Raw genomic sequence first — 14188 nt, forward strand, 5'->3', positions numbered from 1 at the left:
TTCAGCTAAACCATCATCAGAGCCATCAAGAAATGACCGCCTCGCCTCCATTTCTCGGCTTTTCCGATCACCTCTCTGGGAGCCGGATACCCCGCGCGGTGATCTACGGAGCCGGCCACGGCAGCACCTATCCCGGGAAGGACAGCAGCGACCATGCTTTGGCCGCCGATGCCATCCGCGCCGCGAGCCAAGATGATGTCACGCTCGTCGAGCACTGGGATTTCGATCTTGGCGGCCCGCTGTTCGACGGCAAGCCGATCTCATGCATCGACGCGGGCGACATCCCGACCATTCTGCATGACAATATCGGCAATCGGGCACAGATCGAGGAGAAGACACGCCAGGTCCTGACTCTTTCGGCTGTACCGATCCTGCTCGGTGGCGACTGCTCCGTGACCATTCCCTTCCTCGCCGGTTTTGCGGATCACGGGCCGGTCTGGATTCTGCAGATCGACGCCCATATCGACTGGCGCGACGAGGTGAATGGCGAGCGTCACGGCTATTCGAGCCCGATGCGTCGGGCGAGCGAGATGCCGCATGTAGCCGGGATGGTACAGGTCGGCCTCCGTAGCGTTGGCAGTGCGCGCCTGACAGACATCGAGGCAGCGCGTCGCTATGGCAGCAGTTTCGTGACGGCCCGTGAGGTTCACGCACAGGGCGTTGAAGCCGTTCTCCGACACATTCCCGAAGGCGCACAGGTCGTCGTCACCCTTGACTGTGACGGCCTTGATCCCAGCGTCATGCCCGGTGTGGCAGCGCGTACGCCCGGAGGCCTCACCTATACGCAGGTGATCGACTTGATCAGCGGTCTCGGCAGGCGGGCCAGGATCGCCGGGTTCGACCTCGTCGAACTCTATCCTCCCGCCGACATTGATGGCCTGTCGGCCCTGACGGCATCGCGCCTACTCGTCAATGTGATCGGCACTATCGTGCGGCAGGGTTGAATCGGCCCTCACGCCGGCTCTCTCAGCATTGTCACGGCCGGATAACCCGTCAGACGGTGATGCTGACCGTCGGCATGGCGGAGATGGTGCCGGTCAGGGCGTTGACGGAGGCATCGAGGCTTTCGGTGCCGGGCACCGTGGCTTCGCTGTTCTGCTCGCGCAGCCTGCGGGCCGCCTCTTCCAGCAGCGCCTTGATCTGGCGGGCGACGGTGCTGAACTCCATGGCGGTCTTGATGTCGTCGAGGGACAGTTTTGGCGCCTCACGCGGCGTTTCGTCCATCGCGTCGAGATAGGCCTGCTCGGCGTGGGAGACGGGCTTGTCGGCTGCGGGCTCGTCTGACGGTTCGTCTGCGGAGGCAGCCGTGGCCGGTTCGTTCGCATCCGGGATGGTCTCTCCTGTCTCCGCTCCGGAAAGAGCATTGGCGGGGGTCGCTGGCGCAGTCCCGCCGCTCCCGGCCAGGGCCTCGGTGAATTCGCGGGCGGCGCCGGCAACGATGACGCCGAGCTGGGCCGCCTGCTTGGCGATCACCTGCGGATCGAACCCCCAGCGGCGCATGAACTCGAGCTGCTGCTTGGCATCATCGAGCTTCTGCCTGGCGCGCGCCTTTGCCTGTTCTTCCGCCTCGTCGCTCGCCTTCCTGAGCGAGGTCAGGCCATGGACGAGGCGATCGTAGAGCTCGTCCTTGGGGCTGGATGGACCGGACGATGCGGCTGTTGCGGTATCCGTCGAGGCCGACGCTCCATCCTGCTTCGCGGGCCGCGCCGGGTAGTCACTGCCAATGCTGCCGATCTGCATCTCGTCTCTCCGATTCCGTGTGGCCGGAGGTTGGGACGGTCAGCTTGCTTCGGGCTGGCGTCGTCCGAGCAAGGCTCAGGTTTTCTCGATCGAAAGATCTATTTGGGGAGCCGAGTCTTCTGCTGCCGGCGCGATGCGCGCTTCCGCGATGTGGGCGGCGGCCTTCAGGTCGCGGGGGAGGCCCGAGAGTTTTTCGATTGCCGCGATCACCACGTCGCTGGCCAGATAATCCGGCTTATGGCCGAGATTGCGGATGGAGACGAGTTCGGACCCGGCGATATCGCGGGCAAGGCCGCGCGAATGGATCTCCTCTGCGACGATCGCATCACTGTCGCCGGTGATGATCACCGTCGGTGCTGTGATCTCCGTATATCGCGCCGCGACGCGCGTCACGTAGCCGTTAAGGTTGGCGACGTCGATGGCGTTGCTGCGAAACACTTTCGGGCGCAGGACCAGATACGGTGCGCCGTCGCGGAGATAGGTCTCGGGGCAGGGGTTGGGGTGAAAGACCGAGCGCGTGGCGGCCTTCATCACCATGAGGCCTGCCGGCAGAGCGAGAAGATGGCTGAACAGCCGGCCGATGACCGGGCGGGCGGTGAGTTTGTAGTACCAGTCGATCCGGCCGGGCCAGGGATGGGTGGCGGGCGCCAAAAACAGCAGGCCTGCGGTCTTTTCCGGATGATATAGGCCGAAACTCGCGGCAATCGCTCCGCCGAAGGAATGGCCTGATATGATCGCCTTGTCGATGCCGCGCTTTTCCATCAGCCTTGCGATCGCCGCCGCCTGGCCGTCCGGGAAACCGTTTTCAGGCCCGCCACGCTCGGAATAACCGTGGCCCGGCCGGTCGACGAAGAGCATTTCGGCGCGGCCTTCGAGCGCCTTGCGGAAGGCCGCCTCCTGGTCGCGGAAATTGCCGCTGGCGCCATGGATGAAGACGATCGCCGGCAGGTCGGCACCGGCCGGCTTCGGCACATGCAGCGAATTCATGGAAAAGCCGCCGACATCGACCAGTTCGCCGGTATTCGGGAACTCGGCCTCGATCGCCTTCGCCTTCCAGGCGGTGAAGCAAAAAGCGGTGGCAACAATGATGATGGCAAGGGGCAAGATCATCATCGAGGTGCCGCCCGAAGGCTCAAGTCCGGTTGCCGGCGAGCTTTTCGGAAAGCTTGGTGACGGCTTCCTGGGCGTCGCGATCGGCCGGGTAGACGGCGAGATAGTCCTGCCACGCCTTCAGCGCCAGTCCGTCCTTGCCCGCCTCCGTCAGGATGCCTGCCATGCCGGCCAGCGCTCCGAAATGGCGCGGTTCGCGTTTCAGCACTTCGGCAATGTCGGCCATGGATTTGCGAGGGTTGCCCATCGTGTAGTGCAGCGTCGCACGGCGGTTCCAGCCTTCGGCAAAGGCGGGATCGAGCACGGTCACCTGATCCAGGAAATCGAGTGCCGCGGCGTTGCGCTTTTCCTTGATGGCGGTCGCAGACCACTGCATCAGCAGGTTGACGGTGGCGCTGCCCGAATCGTTGAGGTCGGCGATGATCTGGCTGGCGATGCCGCGCGCCTTTTCCGGATTGCGTTCGCGCTTCAGGGCGTCGAACAGCGGATCCACGGGCTTGCCCGGTTTCTGGGCGACGGCGGGAATGACCGGGGCGGCCGCAGGTGGTGCGGCAGGCGGCTTGGGGGCCGCTGTCTGAGCGAGAGCGGACGAAGCGGCGAGGCTCGCGGCGAGAATCAGGGTACTGAAACGAAAATAGCGCATGCGGATAAGGTAATCCGCCTGCGCCGAAGGTCAAACCCGATTTGTCATGTTAGCGACAATTTGATCGGCTGCGGCTGAAACCGGAGCCGATTGCCTGTATCAGCCCTGACGAGCCTTGAAGCGCGGGTTCTGCTTGTTGATGATGTAAACGCGGCCCTTGCGGCGAACCAGACGGTTATCGCGGTGACGAGCCTTCAGCGCCTTAAGCGAGTTCTTGATCTTCATTTTCCTGGTCCAGCAGTCTGTGGGCGCGAAGCCGCATGTCTATCAATCAAAAGCGCGCCGCCTGTTTCTTTGAGGGGCACGCTCTCAGTTGGGCGTGCAGATAACCCGAGGCAATCTGCGTGTCAACCTTGTGACGGCGTTTTCAGGCCGTTCAATTCGGTCACATGGCCCATTTTTCGGCCCGGTCGGGATTCCGTCTTGCCATAGAGGTGGACGAGAACATCTTTCCTCAGAAGCCAGGCGGGCACGTCCAGAATATCGTCGCCGATCAGGTTGGTCATCACGCAGTCGGAATGGCGGGCGGGGTTGCCGAGCGGCAGGCCCGCGACAGCGCGGATATGCTGCTCGAACTGCGATACGACGCAGGCCGCCTCCGTCCAGTGGCCGGAATTGTGGACGCGCGGGGCAATTTCGTTGGCAATCAGCGTGCCGTCCGCCATCACGAAGAATTCCATGCCGATGACGCCGACGTAATCGAGCGCGGCGAGCAGCTTCTCGGCCGATTCGCGGGCGGTCTTCGCCGTCGCCGCAGAGATCCTGGCGGGCAGGGTGGAGGTGTGGAGAATGCCTTTGCGGTGGACGTTCTCGGCCGGATCATAGCAGGCGACCGTGCCGTCCTCGGCTCGGGCGGCGATAATCGACACTTCGCGCTCGAAGGGCACGAAACTTTCCAGAATCAGCGGCACGCGGCCGAGCGCATCATAGGCGCCGGCGGGTTTGTCCTCGACGGTGCGGAAGACGCGCTGGCCCTTGCCGTCATAACCCATGCGGCGGGTCTTCAGGACGCCCTGGCCGCCGAAATCGGCGAGCGCCTTTTCGAGGTCGGACTGGCTGTCGACGGCATGGAATCGAGCGGTCTCGATGCCGCAGGAATTCAGGAAGCGCTTTTCGGTCAGCCGGTCCTGGGACATATCGAGCGCCTTGGCCGGCGGGTGGACCGGAACCGAGCGCTGCAGCGCCTCGGCGGCGGTGACCGGCACGTTCTCGAATTCGTAGGTGACGACCTCGCAGCGGCTGGCGAGTTCGGCGAGCGCAGCCGGATCGTCATAGGCGGCAGTAATCTGGGCGTTGGTGACCTGGGCTGCCGGGCAGTCGGCCTGCGGTTCGAGCACGATCGTGCGGAAGTTCAGCCGGGCTGCGGCCATGGCCAGCATGCGGCCGAGCTGGCCGCCGCCGATGATGCCGATCGTGTGGATAGTCATGGAGCCTCGTCGATTGGGTAGTCTGCAACGGCCGCACTCTGGCGGGCGCGCCATTCGTCGAGCCGGTCGGCGATCTCGTCGTCGTTGAGGGCGAGAACCGCGGCTGCCAGCAGGGCGGCGTTGATGGCGCCGGCCCGGCCGATGGCAAGCGTGCCGACCGGAATGCCGGCCGGCATCTGGACGATCGACAGCAGGCTGTCCTGACCGGACAGCGCCTTCGACTGAACCGGCACGCCGAAAACCGGAAGCGGGGTTATGGCGGCGGTCATGCCGGGCAGGTGGGCCGCACCGCCGGCGCCGGCGATGATGACCTGGAAACCTTCGGCGCGGGCGCCCTTGGCAAATTGCATCATCCGCTCCGGCGTGCGATGCGCCGATATGATACGGGCCTCGTAGCCGATATCGAGCGCCTCCAGCGTGTCGGCGGCGTTCTTCATGGTCTCCCAGTCGGACTGGCTGCCCATGATGATGGCGACGGCAGGTCTTTCAGACATGGCAGGACCCTTACGCGATGATGTCCGGAACAATCTGGTCTTCGAGCTGAGTCATCTTGTCTTTCAGCGACAGTTTCTTCTTCTTCATGCGCTGCACGCGAAGCGCGTCGCAGCCGACCTGGATCATGGCATTGATGGCGGCGTCGTAATCCTCGTGTTCCTGTCGAAGTTTCGCGAGCACCAGCCGGACATCCGCCTGTTCCTGATCTGCCATATTCCAGTCCCCATTCTCACGCCCGGCATTTCAGCGGTCGCCGGCATTCTCCGCAAGCCTCTACCACCAAACCGCGTTAACGGGAAGTTAGACAAGGTCACGAATTTGCCCACTTCAAACCATGATTTCACCTTCGACAAAGCCGGCCGATCGTGTCACACTTCCTTCGTAAACCTGAAGCCTCGGCATTAGGGAATGCCGTGGTAGGTGACTAAGGAAGGAACATGCCACATGACCGTCCAGGCTCATATCGCATCGCTTGAAAAGAAGCACGGTGCTTTGGAGGAGGAGCTCCAGACCGTTCTAGCGTCCCCCTCCGCCGACGACCGTGAAATAGCCGAACTCAAGCGGCGCAAGCTGCGCATCAAGGACCAAATGCAGCGCATAAAAGCATCCACGCGTCATTAGTTCCTCAGTAGGAGAACCCGCCGCTCGCCCATTGTTTCATCAGTCAGAGGCGAATAATAAAAGCGGCAAACCAATAATCCAGAAATAACCCAGAAATAACAATGATAAGGTTCTGGTCGTGGAAGGGAGCCACAATTCCCACGGTTTAAAAGCCGGTCTTCACGACCAGAACTGATCCAGCCACAGGTTCAGCCTGTCGAAGCCCTTGCTGTTGACGGAATAGATGCGCCGCGTGCCTTCCGCCGTCACATTCACCAGATTGCTGTCCAGAAGAGCCTTCAAATGCTGCGACACCGCGGGCCGGCTGATTGGCAGGCCTTGCGCAAGTTCGTTTACGGTTCTCGGCGCGCGCCGCAATTCCTCCAGCAGATACCGCCGGTTCGGATCAGCTATGGCTGCAAAGGGGTCAACGGTTGTCATGCGTTGAACTTACGGTAAACGCTCGGTAACGGCAAGATTTATTGTGCATCGCAACAATGTTGCCCGCCTTATTTTGCGCTGCTTTTTTAGCTGCACCGCGCTTGCTTTGCCGGGTCAGAACGGCAGGCCGTCCCACAGCAGTTTCAATCCCGCGCAGAATGCCAGACCGTAAGTCATCGGATAGAAGGTTTCCGCCTTCAGGTGCTTGACGATGGCCGCGCCGATCATGGTCGCGATCAGGGCTACGGGCAGAAGGGTTGCGGAGATGGTGAGGTTTTCGGAGTCGAGTGCGCCGAGGAAGAAGTAAGGGATGACCTTGACCGCGTTGACGATCGCGAAGAAGCGGATGCTGGCGCCCGTATAGGCTTTCGGATCGAGCCGCATCGGCAGGACGTAGATCTGGAACGGCGGCCCGCCGGCATGGGCGACGAAGCTCGCGTAACCGGACAGGGCGCCCCAGAAGGTGGCGGCGCCCGGGCGGTGCGGCAGGGGAGCCCTAGGCTGGTTGGATCGGGGGCCGTAGACCTGCCAGAAATAGCGCACGGTAAACAGGATCGTCGCAACCGCGATGACGAGGCGCAGCGCATCGTCCGAGACATAGGCCGACGTTGCCCATCCGAGCGCGATGCCGATGATGCCGCCGGGCAGGATCACCAGCAGCGTCCTGGGGTCGTTGAAGTTCCGCCATGACCATAATGCGACGATGTCCATGACGATCAGGATCGGCAGGAAGATCGCCGCCGCCTTGACCGGATCGACGGCGAGCGACATCAGCGGCACGCCGAGCAGACCGATAGCGCCGCCGATGCCTCCTTTCGAGAGGCCGACAAGCAGGACGGCGGGGATGGCGAAGGTGAAGAACGCGAAGCTAAGCGTATCGGGCATGAAGACTCGGAGGTCGATGAGGGAATGGTTGATCCGGCAGGCGGTCCGGTCTATCGAATTTGCGGACAGAAAACGAGTGCGGATTTTCGCCAACCGATATCCGCCGAACGGGAAGAAACATGACCGGACAGAAAGACCGCTGCCGCCTCGTGCTGATCGTGCCGCAATATGACGATGCCGATCAGCAGGCCAAGGATCTCGAAGCAGCGCTTGCAGGCGGCGACGTCGCGTCGGTCATCGTGCCGCAATACGGGCTCGACGACCAGGCGTTCCAGAAGCGTGCGGAAGCGCTGGTCGAACTGATCCAGGCGGCGGGCGCTGCGGCGCTGATTTCCGGCGACAGCCGGGTGGCCGGCCGCATCAAGGCGGATGGCCTGCATCTTGGCGGTGACCTCACCGAGCTGGGGGAGGCGATCGAGAAATTCGTGCCGAAGATGATCGTCGGCACCGGCGGGGCGGGCGACCGGCATCAGGCGCTTGCCATTGGTGAACATCGTCCCGACTATATCTTCTTCGGCAAGCTCGACGGCGATATCAAGCCGGAAGCACATCCGAAAAACCTCGCGCTCGGCGAATGGTGGGCATCGATGATCGAGATCCCCTGCATCGTCATGGGCGGCACCGATCCGTCATCCGCGCTTGCCGTTGCAGAGACTGGTGCGGAATTCGTGGCGCTCAAGGGAGCGGTCTTTTCCAGCCCCCAGGGCCCCAGCGCCGCGGTCGCGGAAGTCAACGCAATTCTGGACGAAAAAGCGCCACGGTTTGAGGCTTGATGAAGCCCATGCCGTCGAACCGCCTTTCCCGCGTGATTCTGAAAGGGCTGCTGGCGACACTTATCGCTTCGGCGGCGATGCCTTGTCTTGCGTTGGCGCAGGCGAATTCCAGGGCGGTGACCCGGCCGGTGGAGCCCAATTTCCAGCCGATGAAAAAAGGGCGGGTCGAGATCCAGCCGGTTCCGGGCTCCGCAAAGGGAACCAAGGAGCCTGAGGGTCAGCCGGACGGCATCATCCCCTCGGGCGGCGTCGAGCTTTACCAGCGCATGGGCGCCGCACTGCCGCCGGCACCGGCGGAAAAAAACTATACCGGCACCGTGGACGAGGCCTACGGCGCATACCAGCGCGGAATGTATGTGACCGCCCTCGACAAGGCGCTGACCCGGGCCGGGGCCGGCGATGCGGCAGCGCAGACGCTGGTCGCCGAAATGATGACCAAGGGCCTCGGCATCAAGCGCGACGCCAAGACCGCGGCATTCTGGTATCAGAAGGCGGCGGAAGGCGGCGATGCGGCTGCCATGTTCCAATATGCGCTGCTGCTGATGACCGGGCGCGATGTTCCCCGCGACAAGCCAAAGGCCGACGGTTTCATGCGCAGGGCCGCCGAAGCCGGCAATGCGTCGGCGCAATTCAACTGGGCGCAGATCCTGGTTTCCGAAAATCCGGGCGACAAGGGCCTGCATCTGGCGCTGCCCTTCTACGAGAAATCCGCAAGGCAGGGCGTCGCAGATAGCCAATATGCGGTGGCGCAGGTCTATGTGACGCTGAAGGATATTCCGGCTGAAAAGAAGGCGCGGGCTCGCGAATGGCTGGAGCGCGCCGCAACGGCCGGTTTCGACACCGCGCAACTCGACATGGGCCTCTGGCTGGTCAACGGCGTCGCGGGAGACCGCGATTACGAAAAGGGTTTCGAGTGGCTGCGGATCGCCGCCCATCGCGGCAATGTGGTTGCCCAGAACAAGCTCGCGCATCTTTATGTCAACGCGCTCGGCACTCGGCCTGATCCGGTCGAAGCGGCGAAGTGGTACGTGCTGTCGCGCCGCGCCGGCCTTCAGGACCCGGAGCTCGAGGATTTCTATCTCGGGATCAATGAGGATCAGCAGCGCCGGGCGATCGAGGCGGCGAATAAATTCCGGCGTGGGTGAGGCCCGGTCCGGCGCAGCCGGAGCAATCGATCCAGTGAATCGATTGCAGGGCCGAACGGGCTGAGCCAAAGCGAAGCGCCGGGATACGGTGCGGCAATCTGGTTTCGTCGCTCACACATCCGGGACCGCCCAAGACCAGTTTTGCAGACGCGGCCAGGGCTGCAATGCCCGCATTCCCGCGGACGGCTTGAATTTCGCGCCGTTTTATGGTCTTGAAGCCGCCAATCAAAAAATCGCTCATAAAACGCCGTCCCGTCCAGACGACAAGTCGGGACAACCCCAAGGATTTCCCGCATGGCCCGCTCCGCCCTTCTCAACGTCATGGTTCAGGCTGCCCTCAAGGCAGGCAAGTCGCTTTCGCGAGATTTCGGCGAGGTGCAGAACCTGCAGGTTTCGGTGAAGGGCCCCAGCGATTTCGTGTCCCAGGCGGATCTGAAGGCAGAAAAGATCGTCCGCGACGAGCTCTTGAAATCGCGTCCGACCTACGGTTTCCTCGGCGAGGAAAGCGAAGAGCTGAAGGGCACCGACGGCGCGCATCGCTGGATCGTCGATCCGCTCGACGGGACCACCAACTTCCTGCACGGCATTCCGCAGTTCGCAGTCTCCATCGCGCTCGAGCGCAACGGGGAAGTGGTTGCCGGCGTCGTGTTCAATCCCGCGACCGACGAGCTGTTCACCGCCGAAAAGGGTGGCGGCGCCTTCATGAACGACCGCCGCATCCGGGTCGCGGCGCGCCGCGTGCTGTCCGACTGCGTGATCGGCTGCGGCATGCCGCATCTCGGCCGCGGCAATCACGGCAAGTTCCTCGTCGAACTGCGCCACGTGATGGGCGAAGTGGCCGGCATGCGCCGGTTCGGCGCGGCCGCTCTCGACCTTGCCTATGTGGCTGCCGGCAGGCTCGACGGCTTCTGGGAAACCGAGCTTTCGCCGTGGGATATGGCCGCAGGCCTGATCCTCATTCGCGAGGCGGGCGGGTTCGTTTCCGACATGAAAGGCACGACCGATATCTTCGGCAGCGGCAATGTCGTGGCCGGCAACGAACTTATCCAGAAGGCGTTGGTCGAAGTCGTCAATCGACCCGTTCCGACCCGCTGAGGCATTTTTGCGCCACCGCCCGGCTTAGAGCTGCAGTACTGAATAGCTGACTGTTTTCCTGAGCTTCTGCACTTCAATTCGTCGCATTTTTCAACTAGCCTTCGGCACTGCAGACTACCGGAGGCGAAGCATATTATGGCGAATGCGACAGTGGACGATTTGGACGCGTCTGAAACGGGCCGCGGCGGTTATGCCTACAAACTGTCCAATCCCGCATCGTTCCTATGGACGATGCTGATCTTCCTGATCATCGTCGGTTTCGTCGCTTCCATCCTCTACCGCCAGGCCGCCCACGCCTTTCAGACCAATCCCGGACTGAACGGCCTCATTCTCGGCGTTCTCCTGATCGGCGTGATTCTGGTTTTCAACCAGGTGATCGCCCTGATGCCGGAAGTGCGCTGGTTCAATTCCTTCCGCGCCGCCGGCAGCGCCGACAAGGTCGGCCGCGAGCCGCGCCTGCTGGCGCCGATGCGCACTCTGATCGGCAGCCGCCGGAGGATGGCGCTGTCGACCAATGCCTTCCGCTCGATCCTCGATACGATCGGCACCCGCCTCGACGAATCACGCGACACGTCGCGTTATCTGATCGGCCTCCTCGTCTTCCTCGGCCTGCTCGGCACGTTCTGGGGCCTTATCCAGACCATCGGCTCGATCAGCAACGTCATCGGCGCGCTCGATCCCAATTCCGGCAGTTCCAACGACGTGCTCGCCGCCATCAAGAGCGGCCTTGCCCAGCCGCTCGCCGGCATGGGCACGGCGTTCTCGTCCTCGCTGCTCGGCCTTTCCGGCTCGCTGATCCTGGGCTTCCTCGACCTGCAGGCGGGCCGCGCCCAGAACCGCTTCTACACGGAGCTTGAAAACTGGTTGTCCTCGGTGACCGACCTTGGATCAGACCTGCCGCCGGCCGTCGCCGAAACGCTCGCGAGCGGTTCCTCGGAGGATTTGAGGGCGCTGACGGAACAGCTGCGCGCGCTCGCCTCCGCGCAGAGCAAGGCACCGATCGACGGCCACCAGAACGAGCGGTCGCTGTCGGCCATGGCCAATCTCGCCGAAGGCATCCAGGGCCTGGTCAAGAACATGCGCAACGAACAGCAGATGCTGCGCGACTGGATCGAGGCGCAGCAGGAGGAATCAAAGGCCCTGCGCCGCACGCTCGACCGGCTTTCCGACAAGATCGGGGGGAAGTAAGCGATGGCGCTTGGCAAGAGCCGCCGTCGCGAGCGGGGCGTCGACTATTGGCCGGGTTTCGTGGATGCGCTGTCCACGCTGCTGCTTGCCATCATGTTCCTGCTGACCGTCTTCGTGCTGGCGCAATTCCTGCTCAGCCGCGAAATCACCGGGCGCGACGAGGTGCTGAACCGGCTGAACAGCCAGATCGCCGAACTGACGGAACTGCTGGCGCTCGAAAAGGGCAATACCCAGGATGTCGAGGATCAGCTTGCCAACCTGCAGTCGTCGCTTGCCACGGCCGAGGCCGACCGCTCGCGCCTGCAGCAGCTTCTGAGCCAGGGCACCGGCAGCAGCAGCGCCGCCAATGCCCGCATCGGCGACCTCACCAACCAGCTCAATCAGGAACAGCAGCTGAGCGCCCGCGCCGCAAGCCAGGTGGAACTGCTCAACCAGCAGATCTCCGCGTTGCGTGCTCAGATCGCCGCCATCGAACAGGCGCTGCAGGCCTCGGAAGCCAAGGACGCGTCATCGCAGGCGCAGATCTCCGACCTTGGCCGGCGCCTCAACGTCGCGCTGGCGCAGCGTGTCCAGGAACTGAACCGTTACCGCTCCGACTTCTTCGGCCGGCTGCGGGAGATCCTCTCCGACCGCGAGAACATCCGCATCGTCGGCGACCGTTTCGTCTTCCAGTCGGAAGTGCTCTTCCCGGTCGGCGGCAACGAACTCGACCCAGCGGGCAAGGTGGAGATGGACAAGCTTGCGGCAGCTCTTCTCGATCTCGCCAAGGAAATCCCGGCCGAGATCAACTGGGTGCTGCGTGTCGACGGGCATACGGACAACTCGCCGCTTACCGGCACCGGCCGCTACCGCGACAACTGGGAGCTTTCCTCGGCCCGCGCCACCTCGGTTGTCAAATACCTGATTTCCAAGGGCGTGCCGGCCAATCGCCTCGTCGCCGCCGGCTTCGGCGAATTCCAGCCGCTCGCCCAGGGCGATACGCCGGACGCCCGCTCCCAGAACCGCCGCATAGAGCTGAAGCTCACCGAGCGGTAAATCCGGCCACGGGGAAGATTTAAGTGATGGCCGAAGACAAGCCGGATATGAGCGTCCTCCTGAAGGAGGTCGCGGAAAGCCCGAAGCGCGACAACAGCGTGTACCACAAGGCGATCGCCGAGGCGCGCCAGGCCTTCGAAGATGCCGAATCTGCCCTCGGCGGGCCGGTCGAGGTGCGGACCAAGACCAAAATCAAGCGCAACGGCGACTATGTGGTGAAGTGGACGTTCAGGCGCCTGGACTAGGTATTTCCGCCCCAATGGCATGGGTGGTCGACGTGAAGCCCAGCCGCTTCAAACCGCGACGCACCTCGGGTGCGTTCATGAACAGCCGCCACAGCAGGCCGGATCGATAATTTTCGATCATCGCGATGATCGGACCCTGGTCGATCGCAAGATATGTGCCGGCCACCCAGTCTGTCTTCGGCACGAAGGCGTCGACGAAGCCGAATGCGCCGAGCAGTTTTCCATCGCCATACTGAAGCAATGCGCGCATGGCGCTTTCTGCTTCGGCGGGCAAGAAGGGGAAGCTCGACAGGGCGGCGGTCGGGGCGATGACGCCGCGATCGAATGTCGGCGAATGGGCGCCGTAACCTTGCGGTCCGTCGGATGCGCTGAGGCCCCAGACCCCGGCTTTCGCATAATCGGGCACCGTCAGGCAATAGTCGTGGTTGATGCGCGTATGCGCCACGGCCTGGTCATGGTAGTTGCTGCAATAGCGATCGCTCAGGCCGCGCGGATCCAGCGCGCAGAACGAATAATGCGAGATGAACAGCGGCCCGCCATAGGGCTCGCCGAGCGGAAGCTCCGTTCCAAGATAGACCTCGCCGTTGAGCATGGCTCCGGACCGGGCCCACCCGGCACGGTAACTCTTGGGCCTGATCGGATGGGTGTCGGAGCCTGCTGCCAGGACATAACAGGACAATGCCTCGTTCCAGCCGCGGATCGGCAGGTTCATGGCCCAGTCGTAGTTCGGGCTCCAATGCCAGTAGAGGGCCCCATCCTTACCGCGGGTGAACCAGTTCCACTCCACCTCGTCGTACAATCGCGTGATATCCGCCCGCAATTTCTCTTCCCGAGCGGTGTCGCCGGCGAAATATTCCCGCGCGCAGATCAGGCCCTGCATCAGCAGCGTCGTTTCGACGAGGTCGCCGCCGTCGTCACGCCCGGAGAAGCGGATGACGTCGCTCGTCGAGCCGTCGATGAAATGCGCGAATGCCCCGCGGAAAGTTGGGGAATGCCTCAGACGATCGATGATGGTCGATATGCGTGCCAGTGCCTGCGAATGGGTGATCCACTGGCGTTCGCAGGCGACGATGATGGCAAGGACCCCAAAGCCGACGCCGCTGATCGACACCATATTCGGGGAAGGAGCGCCCGAGACGAAGCACTTGTCGAACGGCAGCCCTGATTCGGGATGGGCACCATCCCAGAAGAACCGGAAGGTCTGGGACTGTATCTTGTCCAGGCAATCGTCGAGCGACGGGTCGGGCGGCAGTTGACTGAAATTCATGATCTCGAGCTTCTGGCGGCAATGGTATCTGCGATACTGGTGGTTCTCTGGCGGTTCTGCAGTAGGTAGGCATTCGGCCCGCCCGGTTCACTTCCAGCC

The 14188-nt window shown here is 63.0% G+C and carries 18 protein-coding genes; 8 read left to right on the top strand and 10 right to left on the bottom strand.

Annotated elements, in window-relative coordinates:
• The first annotated feature begins 32 nt into the window (after positions 1 to 32).
• Complete coding sequence (locus tag C5L10_RS04120; protein WP_105428627.1) at positions 33 to 944, top strand: agmatinase; 912 nt, start codon at positions 33 to 35, stop codon at positions 942 to 944.
• Between the two features lie 49 nt (positions 945 to 993).
• On the opposite strand, the gene C5L10_RS04125 is transcribed toward C5L10_RS04120, so the two are convergent.
• The 7 genes from C5L10_RS04125 to C5L10_RS04155 form a co-directional block, all read right to left on the bottom strand.
• Positions 994 to 1740, bottom strand: coding sequence for a hypothetical protein (locus C5L10_RS04125; RefSeq protein WP_105428628.1), 747 nt, complete (start codon positions 1738 to 1740; stop codon positions 994 to 996).
• A 75-nt stretch (positions 1741 to 1815) separates the two neighbouring features.
• Positions 1816 to 2853, bottom strand: coding sequence for an alpha/beta fold hydrolase (locus C5L10_RS04130; protein WP_205837015.1), 1038 nt, complete (start codon positions 2851 to 2853; stop codon positions 1816 to 1818).
• A gap of 19 nt (positions 2854 to 2872) precedes the next feature.
• Positions 2873 to 3493 (bottom strand): hypothetical protein, encoded by a 621-nt coding sequence (locus C5L10_RS04135; RefSeq protein WP_105428629.1) that lies wholly within the window; start codon positions 3491 to 3493, stop codon positions 2873 to 2875.
• 99 nt (positions 3494 to 3592) lie between these two features.
• Positions 3593 to 3718: a type B 50S ribosomal protein L36 gene (ykgO, locus tag C5L10_RS04140; RefSeq protein ID WP_003497670.1), complete on the bottom strand. Its 126-nt coding sequence runs from the start codon at positions 3716 to 3718 to the stop codon at positions 3593 to 3595.
• A gap of 122 nt (positions 3719 to 3840) precedes the next feature.
• Positions 3841 to 4920 carry a 5-(carboxyamino)imidazole ribonucleotide synthase gene (locus tag C5L10_RS04145; RefSeq protein WP_105428630.1) on the bottom strand — a complete coding sequence of 360 codons (1080 nt, stop codon included), beginning with the start codon at positions 4918 to 4920 and terminating at the stop codon, positions 3841 to 3843.
• Complete coding sequence (gene purE, locus C5L10_RS04150) at positions 4917 to 5414, bottom strand: 5-(carboxyamino)imidazole ribonucleotide mutase (protein WP_105428631.1); 498 nt, start codon at positions 5412 to 5414, stop codon at positions 4917 to 4919. Before purE ends, C5L10_RS04145 begins: the two co-directional genes overlap by 4 nt.
• A 10-nt stretch (positions 5415 to 5424) precedes the next feature.
• Positions 5425 to 5628 (bottom strand): YdcH family protein, encoded by a 204-nt coding sequence (locus C5L10_RS04155; RefSeq protein WP_037077103.1) that lies wholly within the window; start codon positions 5626 to 5628, stop codon positions 5425 to 5427.
• A gap of 231 nt (positions 5629 to 5859) precedes the next feature.
• Between C5L10_RS04155 and C5L10_RS04160 the strand changes: the two genes are divergently transcribed.
• Positions 5860 to 6036, top strand: a complete 177-nt coding sequence (locus C5L10_RS04160; RefSeq protein ID WP_105428632.1) for a YdcH family protein — start codon at positions 5860 to 5862, stop codon at positions 6034 to 6036.
• 159 nt (positions 6037 to 6195) lie between these two features.
• Here the strand turns inward: C5L10_RS04160 and C5L10_RS04165 are convergent, their stop codons facing one another.
• Together C5L10_RS04165 and C5L10_RS04170 are read right to left on the bottom strand one after the other, a co-directional pair.
• A complete protein-coding gene (locus C5L10_RS04165; RefSeq protein ID WP_046634883.1) occupies positions 6196 to 6456 on the bottom strand; it encodes a helix-turn-helix transcriptional regulator in 261 nt (86 codons plus the stop codon).
• Positions 6457 to 6570: 114 nt separating this feature from the next.
• On the bottom strand, positions 6571 to 7341 hold the full coding sequence (locus C5L10_RS04170) for a sulfite exporter TauE/SafE family protein (protein ID WP_105400204.1): 771 nt from the start codon (positions 7339 to 7341) through the stop codon (positions 6571 to 6573).
• Positions 7342 to 7460: 119 nt separating this feature from the next.
• Between C5L10_RS04170 and C5L10_RS04175 the strand changes: the two genes are divergently transcribed.
• The 6 genes from C5L10_RS04175 (at position 7461) to C5L10_RS04200 (ending at position 12822) form a co-directional block, all read left to right on the top strand.
• On the top strand, positions 7461 to 8114 hold the full coding sequence (locus C5L10_RS04175) for a thiamine phosphate synthase (RefSeq protein ID WP_105428633.1): 654 nt from the start codon (positions 7461 to 7463) through the stop codon (positions 8112 to 8114).
• Positions 8114 to 9259: a tetratricopeptide repeat protein gene (locus C5L10_RS04180; protein WP_105428634.1), complete on the top strand. Its 1146-nt coding sequence runs from the start codon at positions 8114 to 8116 to the stop codon at positions 9257 to 9259. The genes C5L10_RS04175 and C5L10_RS04180 overlap by 1 nt, the downstream gene beginning before the upstream one ends.
• Positions 9260 to 9553: 294 nt before the next feature.
• Positions 9554 to 10354 carry an inositol monophosphatase family protein gene (locus C5L10_RS04185; RefSeq protein ID WP_046634887.1) on the top strand — a complete coding sequence of 267 codons (801 nt, stop codon included), beginning with the start codon at positions 9554 to 9556 and terminating at the stop codon, positions 10352 to 10354.
• 135 nt (positions 10355 to 10489) lie between these two features.
• Complete coding sequence (locus C5L10_RS04190; protein ID WP_046666817.1) at positions 10490 to 11542, top strand: hypothetical protein; 1053 nt, start codon at positions 10490 to 10492, stop codon at positions 11540 to 11542.
• Positions 11543 to 11545: 3 nt separating this feature from the next.
• Positions 11546 to 12577, top strand: a complete 1032-nt coding sequence (locus C5L10_RS04195) for a peptidoglycan -binding protein (protein ID WP_046666816.1) — start codon at positions 11546 to 11548, stop codon at positions 12575 to 12577.
• Positions 12578 to 12603: 26 nt separating this feature from the next.
• Positions 12604 to 12822, top strand: coding sequence for a hypothetical protein (locus C5L10_RS04200; RefSeq protein WP_105428635.1), 219 nt, complete (start codon positions 12604 to 12606; stop codon positions 12820 to 12822).
• On the opposite strand, the gene C5L10_RS04205 is transcribed toward C5L10_RS04200, so the two are convergent.
• Complete coding sequence (locus tag C5L10_RS04205) at positions 12806 to 14089, bottom strand: glucoamylase family protein (protein ID WP_105428636.1); 1284 nt, start codon at positions 14087 to 14089, stop codon at positions 12806 to 12808. The genes C5L10_RS04200 and C5L10_RS04205 overlap by 17 nt on opposite strands.
• Positions 14090 to 14188 lie beyond the last annotated feature (99 nt).

The sequence above is a fragment of the Neorhizobium sp. T6_25 genome (assembly GCF_002968555.1).
Classification (GTDB): Bacteria; Pseudomonadota; Alphaproteobacteria; order Rhizobiales; family Rhizobiaceae; genus Neorhizobium.